This is a genomic window from Brevundimonas aveniformis DSM 17977 (assembly GCF_000428765.1).
Lineage (GTDB): Bacteria > Pseudomonadota > Alphaproteobacteria > Caulobacterales > Caulobacteraceae > Brevundimonas > Brevundimonas aveniformis.
The window spans coordinates 511,188-525,067 of the sequence record NZ_AUAO01000001.1 but is presented as its reverse complement, the minus strand read 5'-3'; the positions used below and the strand labels follow the sequence as shown (position 1 = coordinate 525,067).

The 13,880-nt window shown below is 65.0% G+C and carries 16 protein-coding genes and 1 other RNA gene; 9 read left to right on the top strand and 8 right to left on the bottom strand.

Annotated elements, in window-relative coordinates; translation table 11 throughout:
• The first annotated feature begins 11 nt into the window (after positions 1-11).
• Positions 12-1,733 carry a peptide MFS transporter gene (locus G391_RS13650; RefSeq protein ID WP_051257075.1) on the top strand — a complete coding sequence of 574 codons (1,722 nt, stop codon included), beginning with the start codon at positions 12-14 and terminating at the stop codon, positions 1,731-1,733.
• Between the two features lie 2 nt (positions 1,734-1,735).
• Here G391_RS13650 and G391_RS0102715 read toward each other — a convergent pair whose 3' ends face one another.
• From G391_RS0102715 to mnmA, 3 genes are read right to left on the bottom strand one after another with little or no spacing between them, the layout of a single operon-like run.
• The gene (locus G391_RS0102715) at positions 1,736-2,437 is read right to left on the bottom strand and encodes an MgtC/SapB family protein (protein WP_029086149.1); all 702 of its coding nucleotides are present in this window, start codon (positions 2,435-2,437) and stop codon (positions 1,736-1,738) included.
• Positions 2,438-2,497: 60 nt separating this feature from the next.
• Positions 2,498-2,872 (bottom strand): hypothetical protein, encoded by a 375-nt coding sequence (locus G391_RS13645; protein ID WP_035303490.1) that lies wholly within the window; start codon positions 2,870-2,872, stop codon positions 2,498-2,500.
• Positions 2,869-4,080, bottom strand: a complete 1,212-nt coding sequence (gene mnmA / locus G391_RS0102705) for a tRNA 2-thiouridine(34) synthase MnmA (protein ID WP_029086148.1) — start codon at positions 4,078-4,080, stop codon at positions 2,869-2,871. Before mnmA ends, G391_RS13645 begins: the two co-directional genes overlap by 4 nt.
• Positions 4,081-4,179: 99 nt before the next feature.
• On the opposite strand from mnmA, the gene G391_RS0102700 reads away from it, so the two are divergent.
• The 4 genes from G391_RS0102700 to G391_RS0102690 all read left to right on the top strand — a co-directional run bounded on the left by G391_RS0102700 (position 4,180) and on the right by G391_RS0102690 (position 6,484).
• The gene (locus G391_RS0102700; protein ID WP_029086147.1) at positions 4,180-4,869 is read left to right on the top strand and encodes a type 1 glutamine amidotransferase domain-containing protein; all 690 of its coding nucleotides are present in this window, start codon (positions 4,180-4,182) and stop codon (positions 4,867-4,869) included.
• 55 nt (positions 4,870-4,924) lie between these two features.
• Positions 4,925-5,085: non-coding RNA, 6S RNA (gene ssrS / locus G391_RS15385), on the top strand.
• Between the two features lie 22 nt (positions 5,086-5,107).
• Positions 5,108-5,662, top strand: a complete 555-nt coding sequence (locus G391_RS0102695) for a 5-formyltetrahydrofolate cyclo-ligase (RefSeq protein WP_029086146.1) — start codon at positions 5,108-5,110, stop codon at positions 5,660-5,662.
• Positions 5,663-6,484 (top strand): TIGR00282 family metallophosphoesterase, encoded by an 822-nt coding sequence (locus G391_RS0102690; RefSeq protein WP_029086145.1) that lies wholly within the window; start codon positions 5,663-5,665, stop codon positions 6,482-6,484.
• A 6-nt stretch (positions 6,485-6,490) separates the two neighbouring features.
• Here G391_RS0102690 and G391_RS0102685 read toward each other — a convergent pair whose 3' ends face one another.
• The 4 genes from G391_RS0102685 to G391_RS0102670 form a co-directional block, all read right to left on the bottom strand.
• Positions 6,491-8,626, bottom strand: coding sequence for a prolyl oligopeptidase family serine peptidase (locus G391_RS0102685; RefSeq protein WP_051257074.1), 2,136 nt, complete (start codon positions 8,624-8,626; stop codon positions 6,491-6,493).
• Between the two features lie 61 nt (positions 8,627-8,687).
• Positions 8,688-9,221 (bottom strand): inorganic diphosphatase, encoded by a 534-nt coding sequence (gene ppa / locus G391_RS0102680; RefSeq protein ID WP_029086143.1) that lies wholly within the window; start codon positions 9,219-9,221, stop codon positions 8,688-8,690.
• Positions 9,222-9,281: 60 nt separating this feature from the next.
• A complete protein-coding gene (locus G391_RS0102675; RefSeq protein WP_035303485.1) occupies positions 9,282-9,470 on the bottom strand; it encodes a hypothetical protein in 189 nt (62 codons plus the stop codon).
• Between the two features lie 43 nt (positions 9,471-9,513).
• Positions 9,514-10,164: an FABP family protein gene (locus tag G391_RS0102670; protein ID WP_029086141.1), complete on the bottom strand. Its 651-nt coding sequence runs from the start codon at positions 10,162-10,164 to the stop codon at positions 9,514-9,516.
• Between the two features lie 138 nt (positions 10,165-10,302).
• Between G391_RS0102670 and G391_RS0102665 the strand changes: the two genes are divergently transcribed.
• The 3 genes from G391_RS0102665 (at position 10,303) to G391_RS0102655 (ending at position 11,845) form a co-directional block, all read left to right on the top strand.
• Positions 10,303-11,076: a YebC/PmpR family DNA-binding transcriptional regulator gene (locus G391_RS0102665; protein WP_029086140.1), complete on the top strand. Its 774-nt coding sequence runs from the start codon at positions 10,303-10,305 to the stop codon at positions 11,074-11,076.
• Between the two features lie 11 nt (positions 11,077-11,087).
• Positions 11,088-11,486, top strand: a complete 399-nt coding sequence (locus G391_RS0102660) for a hypothetical protein (RefSeq protein WP_029086139.1) — start codon at positions 11,088-11,090, stop codon at positions 11,484-11,486.
• Positions 11,487-11,584: 98 nt separating this feature from the next.
• Positions 11,585-11,845, top strand: coding sequence for a hypothetical protein (locus tag G391_RS0102655; protein WP_029086138.1), 261 nt, complete (start codon positions 11,585-11,587; stop codon positions 11,843-11,845).
• Between the two features lie 141 nt (positions 11,846-11,986).
• Here G391_RS0102655 and G391_RS0102650 read toward each other — a convergent pair whose 3' ends face one another.
• Complete coding sequence (locus G391_RS0102650) at positions 11,987-12,343, bottom strand: hypothetical protein (RefSeq protein WP_156893825.1); 357 nt, start codon at positions 12,341-12,343, stop codon at positions 11,987-11,989.
• Positions 12,344-12,505: 162 nt separating this feature from the next.
• Here G391_RS0102650 and G391_RS0102645 point away from each other — a divergent pair, with 162 nt between their 5' ends.
• On the top strand, positions 12,506-13,783 hold the full coding sequence (locus G391_RS0102645) for a cation:proton antiporter (RefSeq protein WP_029086136.1): 1,278 nt from the start codon (positions 12,506-12,508) through the stop codon (positions 13,781-13,783).
• Positions 13,784-13,880: the final 97 nt, after the last annotated feature.

The following is a 13,880-nucleotide window of genomic DNA, read 5'->3' as shown; positions in this document are numbered from 1 at the left end:
GAGGATAATGCGTGACGGATGTAACCCCGACGACTGAGGGCGGTGGCGGCGGCAAGACCATTTTCGGTCACCCGCGCGGACTGGTGGTGCTGTTCTTTGCCGAGATGTGGGAGCGGTTCTCCTACTATGGCATGCGGGCGCTGCTGGTCCTGTTCCTGGTCCAGCACTTCCTGATGAGCCAGGACGAGGCGGCGGGCACCTATGCGGCCTATGCGGCGCTGGTCTATCTGTTGCCGATCGTCGGCGGAGCCATCGCCGATAAGTGGTTGGGCGCGAGAAAGGCGGTCACCATCGGTGCCTTGTTCCTGGTGGCCGGTCACTTCGCCATGGCCTTCGAAGGCTCCGGCGGACAGCAGTTCATCACCGTCTCCGGCCAGGAATACCAGGTCGAGACGGTCGGCCGGGATGCGAACCGCCAGCAGTTCGCCATCAGCGCCGACGGCCAGCGCACGCCGATCGAATTCACCGCCGAGGGTCTTGCGTCCGAGGGCGGGCCGCAGTCGCCGCTCCCGGCCCTGACGCCGCACGATCAGATCGAGCAACGGGTCGTGCGTGATATCACCGGCGAGAGCACGGTCCTGTTCGCCATGGCCCTGATCGTGGTCGGCGTCGGCTTCCTCAAGGCCAACATCTCCAATGTCGTCGGTGCCCTGTACGAAAAGGGCGATCAGCGACGCGATGCCGGGTTCACCTGGTTCTATGTCGGGATCAACCTGGGCTCGCTCCTGGCCAAGATCCTCTGCGGCTGGATCGGCCTGACATACGGCTGGGCCTATGGATTCGGCCTGGCCGGCATCGGGATGCTGCTGGGCCTGATTGTCTTCCAGGTCGGCCAACCTTGGCTCGAGGGCAAAGCCGGGCCGCCGCCCGAGGCGACCGGGGCCAAGTTCCTCGGCATCCCGATGGAGGCGGCCCTGTGGATCGGCGGGATCGTCACCATCATTCCGGTGTGGCTGCTGCTGCAGCGTCACCAGCTGGTCGAGACCGGCCTGAGCTGGCTGGGGCCGATGATCTTCCTGGGGATGCTGATCTGGTCGGCGTTCTTCCTCAAGGGCGAGGTGCGTAGCCGGATGCTGGCGGCCCTGGTGCTGTGCATCTTCTCGGTTCTGTTCTGGATGCTGTTCGAACAGGCCGGGTCGTCGCTGACGCTGATGGCGCAGAACTCGGTGAACATGCCGAGCTTCATGAATGCGGCCCAGTCCAACATCGTCAATCCGCTGATGATCGTGATCCTGGGGCCGATCTTTGCCATCCTGTGGCAGACCCTGGCGGCGCGGAACGCCGAGCCGTCGACGCCGTTCAAATTCTCGATGGCGCTGATCATCATGGGCCTCAGCTTCGTGATGCTGGCCTGGGCGACGACGACGCAGGCCGATTCCCTGTTCAAGATCGCCTTCCTGTGGCTGGCCCTGACCTATGTGCTGCACACCATCGCCGAGCTGATGATTTCGCCCATCGGCCTGTCGATGATCACCAAGCTGTCGGCACCCAAGGTGATCGGGGTGATGATGGGCGTGTGGTTCCTGTCCTCGTCCCTGGCTCATGCCCTGGGCGGCGTAGTGGCCGGCATGACGGCGACCGAGACGGTCGGCGGCGTGGTGACCAATCCGGCCCAGGCCCTGGCCACCTATGGCCAAGTCTACAACATGTGGGGCTGGGTTGCGGTCGGCGTCGGCGCCGTGCTGCTGCTGGGCACGCCGATCCTCAAGCGGATGATGGCCGGGGTGAAGTAACCTCAGTCGTCGTGAGGGGTGATCGAGAACCCGTGCAGGTTCCGGTCACCCTTCAGCCGCTCCAGCAAAGGGCCGACCTTCAGGGGAGCCTGACCGCGCACCTTGACGGTCAGGTCGTGCCAGCGGTCACCGTCTGAAACCTCGTGACCGATCCGCAGGGTCTTGAGTCCGAACTCGGCCATGAGGGCCCGGAGCGCCGGCTCATCCGGGGCGGCCTTGCCGACCCAGCGCATTTCAATGTCGACGGTGGCCACCTGGGGCAGGCGTGCGTCCACCAGTCGCAGCACCGCCAGAACCGCCAGGGTCGCGAACGCCGCGATCAGGGCCAATTCGAGCATCCCCACCCCGAACAGCACCCCGATGGCTGAGGTGATCCACAGCGACGCCGCTGTCGTCAGGCCATGAACCGAAAAGCCCTTGCGGAAGATCACGCCCGCACACAGGAAACCGATGCCGGTCAGAATGCCGTGCGACATGCGCGTGGGGTCGATGACGATGGTTTGCCCCGGCAGGGCCATAAAAGCCCAGCTGTTCTGATGCATGGCCGCCAGCATCAGGATGCAGGAGGCCAGGGCGACGAGGATGTGGGTGCGGAAACCCGCCGGATGGCCGTTGTAGGTGCGCTCGGCGCCGATGAGCCCGCCGGTGATCATGGCGGCCGCAATCGGCCAGACAAACGGCCAGACGAGGTTGGGATCGAACACAAAAACGCTCCGTAGCCAGACGAACCGTCTAGCTAGGACTGATTTGCGTCTTCGGCCAAGTCAGGCGTCTGTCGGCAGGCGGACGTCGGGATCTTCGGCCATGAGTTCGGCCAGGGCGCGATAGGCCTCGGCGGTTTCCGGCAGATTGTCGCCGGACACGGGATTCTGCTGAAAGACGTTCTCGAAGAATTCGCTGGCGTCGGTCAGCAACCGGACCGCCAGATCGCAGACCGTCGGAGCCGGGTCCAGGCCGGCCGTCTCGAGCGTGGCAGACGGATCGGCGTCGAGCGCATCGGCCACTTGGCGATAGACGGCGGCATTGTCGCGCATCATGCCGTCGAGATCGGGATTCTGATCTGCCACCGCTTCGAAGAAATCTGCCGCGCTGTTCAGCAACTGGCTGGCCAGGACGGTGACACGCACCCCGTCGTTCATCCGGCGACCGCCGTGGTCGTGGCGATGAAGCCGCCGCCGAGCAGCCGATCAGGATCGGCGGGGTCGTACAGGGCACAGGCCTGACCCGGCGCGACGCCTTCCTCGCCCTCGTCGAAGACGACGGAAACGGCCTCGCCATCCATTGCCAGCCGGGCCGATGACGGTGGACGGGTCGAGCGCACGCGCGCCAGAACGGTGGTCCCGTCGCGAGCGGCATCGGCAATCCCGGCCTCGTCGCCGAGCCAGTTGGTTTCTTCCAATGTCAGGGCACCGGTCAGCAAGGCCTCACGCGGGCCAACGATGACCTGACGAGCCTCAGGGTCGAGCCGAACCACGAACAGGGGCTCACCCACAGCGACATTGAGGCCGCGCCGCTGGCCGATGGTGTAGCCGGTGATGCCGGCGTGCTCGCCCAGAACCCGCCCGTCCATGTGGACGATCTGGCCGGGATCGCGCCCTTGCGGACGTAAGCGGTCGATCAAGGTGCGATAGTCACCGTTCGGAACAAAACAGATGTCCTGGCTGTCCGGCTTGGCGGCGATGCGCAGGCCCAGCTCGGCGGCGACGCCGCGTACTTGCGGCTTCTCGAGATCGGCCAGGGGGAAGCGCAGATAGTCGAGCTGTTGGCGCGTCGTGGCGAACAGGAAGTAGGACTGATCCCGCGAGGGATCGATTGCCTTGCGCATCTGCACCCGGTCATCAACGACGGCACGTCGGACGTAGTGGCCCGTCGCCATGGCCTCGGCACCCAGGTCGCGGGCGACGTCCAGCAGGTCGCGGAACTTGACCGTCTGATTGCAGCGGATGCACGGCACCGGGGTGCGGCCCATCAGATAGGTGTCGGCGAACTGGTCGATGACCGCGTCGCGAAAGCGGCTTTCGTAGTCGAGCACATAGTGGGGGATGCCCAGGGTCTCGGCGGCCAGGCGGGCGTCGTGGATGTCCTGACCGGCGCAGCAGGCACCCTTCTTCTTCAGCGCCGCACCGTGGTCATAGAGCTGCAGCGTCACACCGACGACGTCGTAGCCGGCCTTGTGCAACAGGGCCGCCACCACGGTGGAATCGACCCCGCCCGACATGGCCGCAACCACACGCGCGCCCACCGGCAGGCCCACCGCCGCCCGCGCAGCGGCAATCGCCCCGTCCAGATCGCCGTCGGCGAGCGGGGTGATGTCGGGCATCGGGCAGGAGGTCTGGGACAGATCCATAGGCGGCCATTTAGTGCGAAACCCGAACAATTTCGAGCCCGGGCCCTTTTTCGGGCATCCGCGCCTTGGCGGGAAAGGCATTGCGGGGAATGATGACGAATGACCCGCCGCATCCTGCATGTCGTCACCAATGTCGCTCACTATGCAGACCCGGCGTACCCGACCGGTTTGTGGCTGTCGGAATTGACCCATGCGTGGGACGTGTTCGAGGCGCGCGGGTTTGATCAGCGGATCGTCAGTCCGAAGGGTGGGTTCAGTCCGCTGGAGCCGCGGGCGTTGAAGTGGCCGCTGCTGGATGGGTCGGCACGGGCCTGGCTGAACGACCCGGCGCGGATGGAGTTGCTGGCGACCACGGCCCGGCCCGATGAGCTCGACCCGAAGGATTTTGACGCTGTCTATTTCACCGGTGGCCATGCGGTGATGTGGGACTTTCCTGACAGCAAGGGATTGCAGGCGATCACGCGGGCGATCTGGGAGGCGGGCGGTGTCGTTTCAGCGGTGTGCCACGGCTATTGCGGCCTCTTGAACACCCGGCTTTCGGACGAGACGTTGCTGGTCGAAGGGCGGCGGATCACAGGGTTCTCATGGTCCGAAGAGGTGCTGGCGGGGGTGGCGTCAAAGATGCCCTACAATGCCGAGGCCGAGATGAAGCGCCGCGGCGCACGCTATCAGAAGGCCGGCTTGCCGTTCATATCCTACAGCGTAGCGGATGGGCGGCTGGTGACCGGCCAGAACCCGTTTTCGGCCAGGGCGACCGCCGAGCGGGTCGCGGGATTGCTGCCGAAATAGGGCGCGGCGACAGGACGCTGGCGGGACGGCGCTGGCGATATTATATTGCCGCTCGGCGGCGCTGCGGTTCGCGAGCGGGCAAACAAACTCCAGCGACCTTAATTCACTCGAAGGGAGCTGTCCCTGTCAGGGCTCGAGGGCCCAGGCACACGGCGCCCACCTGGTTATCCAGGTCGAGGGGGTTGAACTGTCCCAACCGGTCCTCGCGGCACCGCCAACCTTCCCCTAGACTGAGCCGATGATCTCCAAGGACGAGATGCGCCGGGCCGCGCGGGCCTTGCGCCGGCGGCTGGCCGCCGAAGCGCTGGACGCGGGCGTGCGGCTGGCCGAGCAGGTCGGGGGCCTGCCGAAGGCCGCGATGTCGGCGCTGTATCTGCCGGTCGGCTCAGAGCTGGACACCCTTCCGTTTGCGCGACGGCTTGCGGGCTTGGGCCGGGGTCTGTGCCTGCCTGTGGTGGTCGAGGCCGGCATGCCGCTCGTGTTTCGACAATGGCGACCGCAGGATCCGCTCCAGCCGGACCTTCAGGGCATCGCAGCGCCGATCAACATCGCGCCCGAGGTGACGCCGGACCTGATCCTGACGCCGCTGTTGGCCTTCGACGCCTTCGGTGGCCGGCTGGGGCAGGGCGGGGGCTACTACGACCGGACATTTGCGGCCCATCCCGACGCGCTTCGTATTGGCGTGGCCTATGCCGGGCAGGCGGTGGCGCGTGTGCCGATGGAGCCTCACGACATTCGGCTGCATGGTGTTCTGACCGAGACGGGCTATACCCCCGCCCGAAAGGCGGACTGAATGCGCTTGGCGTTTTTTGGAGACGTGGTCGGCAAGTCCGGGCGCGACGGGATTTCGGATCACCTGCCCGGCCTGCGCCGGGATCTGAAGCTCGACTTCGTGGTGGTCAATGCCGAGAACGCCGCGGGCGGGTTCGGCATCACCGAGAACTCGGCGCGCCAGCTGTTTGATGCGGGCGCGGACTGTCTGACGCTGGGCAACCATTCGTGGGACCAGCGCGAGGCCCTGACCTATATTGTGCGCGAGCCGCGGCTGCTGCGACCGGCCAACTATCCGCACCTGATGGATGCGCCTGGCCGCGGCGCGGATGTGTTCACCCTCGATGATGGGCGGCGCGTGCTGGTGATCTCGGTGCTGGGCCGGGTGCACATGGACCCGATGGATGATCCGTTCTCGGCCGTGGAGCGCGAACTGAACGCCGCGCCTCTAGGCGTGGTGGCCGATGCCGTCATCGTCGATGTCCACGCCGAGGCAACCTCGGAGAAGATGGCTATGGGCCACTTCTGTGATGGGCGCGCCAGTCTGGTTGTGGGCACCCACACCCATGTCCCGACTGCCGATGCCCAGATCCTGACCGGCGGAACCGCCTATCAGACCGATGCGGGGGGCTGCTGTGACTATGATTCCGTCATCGGCAACGACAAGGAAGAACCGCTTCGGCGGTTCACCACGCGCCTATCTGGTGGCCGCTATTCGCCGGCGTCGGGGCCGGCGACCGTCTGCGGCGTCTATGTCGAGACAGACGATCGGACCGGCCTGGCCACGCGCGTCGAGGCGATCCGGGTGGGCGGTCGCTTGAGCCGGAGTGTCCCGGCGGTTTGAGAGACGTCATCCCGGGCTGAGAAGCCAGGCAAAGACGTCCAGCTTGGAGTCGATCTCGTCCTGAACCGAATCGACAAGATGCCCCCGGTCGAAATTGACCCGGAACAGGACCGGGCCACTGTCCGTTGATCCGGCAGCCCTGAGGCGGGCGGCGACCTTGGCAGAATGCCAGATGGCGACCCGAGCGTCATTGACGCCATGGCTCAGCAGCACGGTTGGATAGCGCGTCCCATCGACGATGCTGTGCAGCGTATCCATGGCCCGCAGGCCCTCGAACCCCGCCTCGGTTTCCAGGCTGCCGAATTCAGGCCGGTTGGCCAGGCCATTGGCCTCGAACTCGAAACGCAGCGGGTTCAGGACTCCGACCTGCGACGCGACAAGTCCAAACAGGTCCGGCCGCTCGGTCAGGGCGCGGCCAACGGCGATGCCCCCCGCAGATCCACCGACGATGGCGAGCCTGGGCGTCGAGGTCCACCGCTCGGCGATCAGGTGCTCGCAGACATCAATCAAGTCACGCCAGGTGTTCGGCTTGGTCGCGCCCATCCCGGCCATCCACCAGTGTCGGCCATTTTCGCCTCCGCCGCGGACGTGGGCGATAACCTGGATGCCGCCCTGTTCCATGAGCGCCAGGCCCAAGGGATCAAAATCCGCAGTCATGGACTGTCCATAGGCCCCATAGACCAGGACCCGGCAGGGGGCCGATCCGTCACGCCTCAGCCCCCTGCGGGCCAGGATGGTGACGGGCACTTCCGCGCCGTCGCGGGCCGTGACGGTGTCGCTGATGACCTCATAGGCGGAGGTGTCGATGATGGGATCGGGCATCAGGTCAAGGCGACGAAACCCGCTGGAGGCCTTGAACTGCCAGGTCGAGGCCGGTTCAAGCCAGCTGGATAGATGAACCATGATTGATTTGCGGCGATCCCCGAAGGCAAGGTCGTTGACCGCTCCCGGCATCGGCAGGGGAATCTCGTAACCGTCTGTATCCCTGCCCACAAAAAACAGCTGGGACGTCGTGCCCCTGTCCGCCGAGAGATAGAGGCCGTCGTCAGCAAAGCTGGTGTGCTGGATCGTGCCCCCTCGAATTGTGGCCAATGTTGTTTCGGCAAAAGGCGGCCCGGACGTCAGGTCCAGTTTCGAAACCAGACTTTCTTCATCGTTGATAGCTCCCCAGATCCACAGGTCGTCGCCGTCGAGATAGTGATCCGGGGCACCGCGTTCCGGTTCAAAGATTGTGCGCCATTGCGGCCGCCCGGCCAGAAGGGCGTCCAGTTCAGCGCACCAGAGGCCCTTGGTCATAAGGGTGCTGGTCTCCGCCAGGACCCAACGACTACCCTGAAAGGTCTTGATCACGGGTGTGTCGTGCGGATCGACCTGAACGGACGGATAAAGGCCGGTCGCGAGGACAACGGGGTCCGAGGCCGGCGCGTCGCCGAGGCGGTGCAGGCGCGAGCGCATATCTGCCCGGTAGTTTAGCGTCCCCAGAACCCCAACCCCGAGCTGGGTGTAGAAGAACCCGGATCCGTCCTGGAGCCAGTAGGGAGCCGGCGCCGTCGCCCGCGGAATTCGATCCGGCAACAGCTCGCCGGTCAGCAGGTCAAGAATATGGATGACGGCTTCTTCGGATCCGCCCGATCCGAGCCCCAGGATCAGATATCGGCCATCCGGCGAAGCAACCCAGAATTCCAGGGAGACGTCGGTGCCCGGCTGCACCGTCACGCCCGGATCGAAGAACAGGCGATCCGTCCCGTTGTCGCGCACCATCACCACGGGCCAGCCCGATTGGGGTGGCTGGCTGAGATAGAGCAGGCGTCGTCCAAATTCGTAAGGCAGGGAGACGCGGGTGTAGCCCCCGCCCAGCTGCTCCAGCCGCGTCCGGACGGACTCGCGCGAAGTCAGGGCGTCCAGGTAGGTCCGCGCGTGGGCATCATTGGCTTGCAGCCAGGGCAACCAGTCCGAGTCGCCTGTATCTTCCATCCAGCGGTAGGGGTCCGTAACCGCCTGGCCGAAATAGATGTCGGTAACCGGATCGATCCGGGCGCGCGGACCCGCCGCCAGGTCCTGGGCCCGGACGCGCTGCCCCGCCGCCACGGCTGTCGCAGCAACAGCTGAACTGAATAGAAAGCGTCTACGGTTCAACAGCATGGCTTCTCCGCTGCCACTGTTCGCTGGGGCGGCGGCGCAGGTCAACTGTCGAAACGGCGGATCAACTCTCGCGGGCGGCCCGGGCGATGCCTTCGAGGATCATCTTGTGGGCTTCGGCCTTGTCGCCCCAGCGTTTGATCTTGACCCATTTGCCGGGCTCCAGATCCTTGTAGTGCGAAAAGAAGTGCTCGATCTGCTGGATGGTGATCTCGGGCATGTCAGAGATTTCTTCGACGCCGGCATAGCGGGCCGTAATCTTGGCGGACGGTACGGCAATGATCTTTTCGTCCTCGCCGGCGTTGTCTTCCATGACCAGCACGCCGATGGGTTTTGCCGACATGATGGCACCGGGCACGATGGCGCGGGTGTTGGCGATCAGCACGTCGCAGGGATCACCGTCACCGGACAGGGTGCCCGGAATGAAGCCGTAGTTCCCCGGGTAACGCATGGGGGTGTACAAGAAGCGGTCAACCACCAGGGCCCCCGAGGCCTTGTCCATCTCGTATTTGATCGGCTCGCCGCCGATCGGCACCTCGATCACGACATTGACGTCGTGGGGCGGATTGGCTCCGACGGGGATGGCATCCAGGCGCATGAGAACTCCAGAGTCTGAGAGGCGCGCCCTCTAGACCGGCTTGGCGCCCGGATAAAGGCGTCAGTGGCGAATTCTTCCCAGAAGCGCGAGCACTCCGACCGCGACAAGCATACCGAGGCCGAAGGCGCCCAGCGTCGCACCGGTGGCCTGAACCGGTGAAAGCCGGACCTCAGGGCGTTGCCAATGGACAATCTCGCCTGCCTCGTCTTCGTCGACCAGGAAGACGTCGTCTTCGTCAAACTCGGTCATGGGTGTCAGCTCCCTTTTCGGTGCAGCATCAATCCGTCAGGGGTCAGGAAGTTCCATCCCCGGCGGCCAGGCGGCTTTGCCAGGGCGTTGGGTCCGGCCCGGCTATCCGGGTCAGCGTGTTCTGGTCGCGGTGGTTGAAGATGCCAGGCTGACCGTGCACCGCCAGGGCCGTTTCGGCCACATAGCTCCAGCTTCCATCGGCATTGAAGGTGACCGTCAGCTTGTAGCTCTCGGTTCGGAAGGCTTCCTCCAAGAAGGTCGTTGAGCAGATGCCGTAGTCGGTGCGGCCTCGTTCGGCGCTGACGATGAGCCGGTCGTCACCCGGCCTGGCATGGCCTGAGGCCAGGGCGATCTGGCCGCGCGGAATGGCCAGGGTCTGGAGGATCAGGCCGGTGGCCGGTTCATAGAGCCAGTAGCCGACCTGGTCGTGGAAGGTGATCAGCTCCTCATCTGTCGTGATGTGCGTGTGGTAGCGCAAACCATAGAACAGCTGGGGGCCGTTGGTCTGGGGATCGATCGGCTGGAGCGTATAACGCTCATTGAAGGTCCGGCGCTCGGGGCCGTCGGCCTTTGGATTGACGTCGATGCCCTTCGTGCCTTCCCAGACTCCGGCAAGGCGCGCCAGGGGGCCGAGGTGAGCCAGGGTGTCGGGCGACGACTCCGGCTCGGTAAAGATGTCGTCGGGGAGGGTCATGCGCATCTCATTGAATAGCTCGCGGGCAACCTAGGCGTCGCGGCGCGATGTGTCTGCCCAAAACCGCCCTGGATGACAGCCGCCGCGGCATGGGCTAAATCGCCGCCTCTCCCGTCGATACAAGCCTGAACGGACTCCATGGCCGGCCATTCCAAATTCAAGAATATCATGCACCGCAAGGGGCGCGCCGATGCCGTGCGGTCCAAGCTGTTCAGCCGGCTGAGCCGTGAAATCACCGTGGCGGCCAAGACCGGCCTGCCCGACCCGGCGATGAACCCGCGCCTGCGCCTGGCTGTGAACAACGCTAAGGCCGAGTCCATGCCCAAGGACAATATCGAGCGCGCCATCAAGAAGGCGTCCGGCGGTGAAGTCGATGCCATGGAAGAAATCCGCTACGAGGGCCGCGGCCCCGGCGGTGTCCAGTTCGTGGTGGAGGTCCTGACCGACAACCGCAACCGGGCGGCTTCGGGCGTGCGGGCGGCCTTTACCAAATACGGCGGTCAGTTGGGCGAAACGGGCTCGGTCACCTTCATGTGGGACCGCGTCGGCAAGATCGTCTATCCGGCCGAAGCCGGTAGCGAGGATGCTGTCATGGAGGCCGCCATCGAGGCCGGTGCCCAGGACGTGGAGAGCGACCTCGTCAAGCCCGACGTCTATGAGGACGCGCCGGGCCACACCATTTGGACGGCGTTCGAGGATCTGAACGAGGTGGCCGAGGCCATGTCCCAGTCCCTGGGCGATCCCAAATCCACCGCCATCGTCTGGAAGCCTCAGTCGGAGGTGCCGCTGAGCGGGGACGCTGTGGGCACTCTGTTCAAGCTGCTCGACGCCCTGGATGCCGAGGACGATGTCCAGCAGATCTATTCCAACGAGGACATTTCAGAGGAAGACGCCGCCAAGTACGCGGGCTAGGGGTGTCGGCGATGACCGAGCAACCTCCTGTTGCGCCTGGCGCTACGCCCGAACCGGTCGAGCCGAAGTCCCTGCCGGACAATCTGGCGCAGGTGTCCGGCACCTTGCGGCCTCCCAATGAAATCGAAGCGCGCTCGCAGGGTCGCACTGCGGCGATTGTGCTGTTGGCTCTCGTGGGCGTGATTGTCGCCGGGCTGGTTGCCATGGCCCTGACCTGGCAACAGGCCCTGCCTTCGTCAGTGACCGACCCGGGTTGGCAAGTCCCCTCGCTGGGCCTGCCCTGGGAGAGCGATCAGACAGTCGACGACGCCTCCGGCAAGGCCCCATCTCGCGACCCTGAACTGACTCCCCTTTCCGACGGGACGGGCAACCCAACGGGCTACGGTTCGTCCGACAAGCCGGCAACCTAGCCGCGACCATGTGTCCCGGATCGGGTCGCGTGAGACTGGACGCATGGGAATGAGTTCCTATTTGATGGCCTCCCTATTCCATTCAAAGCTATTCCCCCATGCCTTCCAAGCCGACTCTTGAATCCTTGAACACCGAGGTTCTGGCCCTGCGAGCAGCGGTCCGAGCCCTGTCGCGCATGCACGGTCGCCGGTCTGCGGCGGCGATGGCCGAGCTGATCCAGACCTTTGCCGAAGAGGCAGGACGCCTTGGCCACAACGTGCCGTCGTTTGATGGTGATGGTCGCGAGGCGGCAAACCGCGCCAGTAGCTATCTTGCCGACCTGATTGCGGAGCTCATGGACGAGTCCAAGGCCGCGTGAGACGACCCGCGAGTGATCTAGCCTGGCTGCGGATCTACGAGGCGTCGTCGCACCTCTCGACCATACGGGCCACGGCCTCGAACTCCCGGACCAGGGCCCGCACGAATGCCAGGTTGTCACCCTGGGCCAGGATGTTCTCGCTCAGGGTGAAGCCCCCTCCACCTTCTCGATCAAACCGGCCTCGACCAGATGGTCCAGCCGCCGACGCACGGTTTCGCGCGGCAGGCTGCACGACGCGGCGACCGCGCGCCCACTGATGGGTCTGAACCATTCGGCGGGTAGCGGCTGGCGTGTCAGGATTTCGTGCGCCTCCTCGCTGCGGTCGACGACAGAGACGCTACCCGCCGCGACGGTGAGAAACACGGTCACGGATTCCATATCCTCATTGGGAAAATAGTCCCGGACGATGCGCTGTAGCCTGAGTAGGGCTTCGACCGCCCGAAAGGCGCGAACTCGCTCGCCGGGGCGGACCCGAGGATCGGGATCGGGTTGGGTCATGGCATCCATCGGCTGTCTCCGGGGGCGACATCTATCTGGGTCTGAAATCTCAACGCGCCAATGCGCCGTGGGTTCTTTCCCATTTGCGCAAACGCGGACTGTCGACGAACGAGAGTCGGCGTTAGGATGAACCCGGCTCCCGTGATCTTGGAGGAAGATCGCATGAATCAGGCCCTGTCCGCCTTTGACGCTGCGGCGATCCTGATTGTGCTGTCGGCGATCCTGGGCTGGATCAATCAAAGGTTCCTGCGCCTGCCCGGGACGGTGGCCCTGACCATGATGGGGGCGATTGCGTCGATCATTGTGGTTCTGATCGATCACGCCCTGCCGGGCAGCGACCTCTCGGGGACGGTCCGCCGCTTCCTGAGTGGGGTCGATTTTCACGCCACCCTGATGGACGGGATGCTGTCCTTCCTGCTTTTCGCAGGAGCCTTGCACGTCGATATCGACCAGCTTCGCAAGGGCCGCCGTCAAGTCGCCATCCTTGCCACCCTGGGGGTGATCACCTCGACGGCCCTGGTGGGGCTGGGGTTCTGGGGCCTGACCCGGTCACTGGGGATTGAGGTGCCCCTGATCTGGTGTCTGGTCTTCGGGGCCTTGATCAGCCCGACCGACCCGGTGGCCGTCATGGCGGTGCTTAAGACCGCCCGTGTCCCGTCGGGCCTGCAGGCGACGATTGCCGGCGAAAGCCTGTTCAACGACGGGGTCGGAGTGGTCGTCTTTTCGATCCTTCTGGCCACGGCCGTCAGCGGCCAGTCCTTCTCGCTGATCGGGGCCGGAGAGTTGTTCCTTGTCGAGGCGGTCGGCGGGGCCATTTTCGGCTTTGTCGTCGGATGGATCGGCTATCGCGCCATGAAAGCCATCGACGACTATTCGGTCGAGGTGATGATCTCCCTGGCGGTGGTTATGGGCGGCTATTCCCTGGCTTCGGCGCTGCACATTTCCGGGCCGGTGGCCATGGCGGTGGCGGGTCTTCTGATCGGCAACCGCGGTGTCGCCGAGGCCATGAGCGATCGCACCAAGGACTATCTGCTCAAGTTCTGGACGCTGATCGACGAGGTGCTGAATGCTGTCCTGTTTCTGTTGATCGGGCTGGAGGCCATTGTCGTAGCCCAGAGGTGGGGCCTGATTGGACTGGGTGTTCTGACTATTCCGCTGGTCCTGGCGGCGCGAGCGGTGTCGGTGGGCGTTCCGCTGTTTGCCTGGCGCAAGCTGTTGCCGTTCCGCCTGACTTTCCCGATCATGACCTGGGGCGGCCTGAGAGGCGGGATCTCGATTGCCCTGGCCCTGTCGCTCCCGGCCAGCCCGATCAAGGACGTCCTGGTGGCGGCCACCTATATGGTGGTGCTGTTCTCGGTGCTGGTGCAGGGCGGAACGATCAAGGCGGTGATCCAGCGGGCAACGGGGCGGGGAGAAGGCCGCGCGGAGCCGCACGGCTAGGGGCGACATTCCACAGTATACGGATAAACATCCGGTCCCGGGTGCGTATACGGGGATTGTCGGTCGCGCGCAGCGGGGGGTTGCACACGGCTGGGAC

Bases quoted from the DNA above. Each gene is read 5' to 3' on its own strand.
- G391_RS0102665 (WP_029086140.1), top strand. From the start codon at position 10,303: ATGGCCGGCCATTCCAAATTCAAGAATATCATGCACCGCAAGGGGCGC.
- G391_RS0102695 (WP_029086146.1), top strand. From the start codon at position 5,108: ATGATCTCCAAGGACGAGATGCGCCGGGCCGCGCGGGCCTTGCGCCGG.
- G391_RS0102660 (WP_029086139.1), top strand. From the start codon at position 11,088: ATGACCGAGCAACCTCCTGTTGCGCCTGGCGCTACGCCCGAACCGGTC.
- G391_RS0102645 (WP_029086136.1), top strand. From the start codon at position 12,506: ATGAATCAGGCCCTGTCCGCCTTTGACGCTGCGGCGATCCTGATTGTG.
- G391_RS0102700 (WP_029086147.1), top strand. From the start codon at position 4,180: ATGACCCGCCGCATCCTGCATGTCGTCACCAATGTCGCTCACTATGCA.
- G391_RS13645 (WP_035303490.1), bottom strand. From the start codon at position 2,872: ATGAACGACGGGGTGCGTGTCACCGTCCTGGCCAGCCAGTTGCTGAAC.
- mnmA (WP_029086148.1), bottom strand. From the start codon at position 4,080: ATGGATCTGTCCCAGACCTCCTGCCCGATGCCCGACATCACCCCGCTC.
- G391_RS0102685 (WP_051257074.1), bottom strand. From the start codon at position 8,626: ATGCTGTTGAACCGTAGACGCTTTCTATTCAGTTCAGCTGTTGCTGCG.
- G391_RS0102655 (WP_029086138.1), top strand. From the start codon at position 11,585: ATGCCTTCCAAGCCGACTCTTGAATCCTTGAACACCGAGGTTCTGGCC.
- G391_RS0102675 (WP_035303485.1), bottom strand. From the start codon at position 9,470: ATGACCGAGTTTGACGAAGACGACGTCTTCCTGGTCGACGAAGACGAG.
- G391_RS0102690 (WP_029086145.1), top strand. From the start codon at position 5,663: ATGCGCTTGGCGTTTTTTGGAGACGTGGTCGGCAAGTCCGGGCGCGAC.
- G391_RS0102670 (WP_029086141.1), bottom strand. From the start codon at position 10,164: ATGACCCTCCCCGACGACATCTTTACCGAGCCGGAGTCGTCGCCCGAC.
- ppa (WP_029086143.1), bottom strand. From the start codon at position 9,221: ATGCGCCTGGATGCCATCCCCGTCGGAGCCAATCCGCCCCACGACGTC.
- G391_RS0102650 (WP_156893825.1), bottom strand. From the start codon at position 12,343: ATGACCCAACCCGATCCCGATCCTCGGGTCCGCCCCGGCGAGCGAGTT.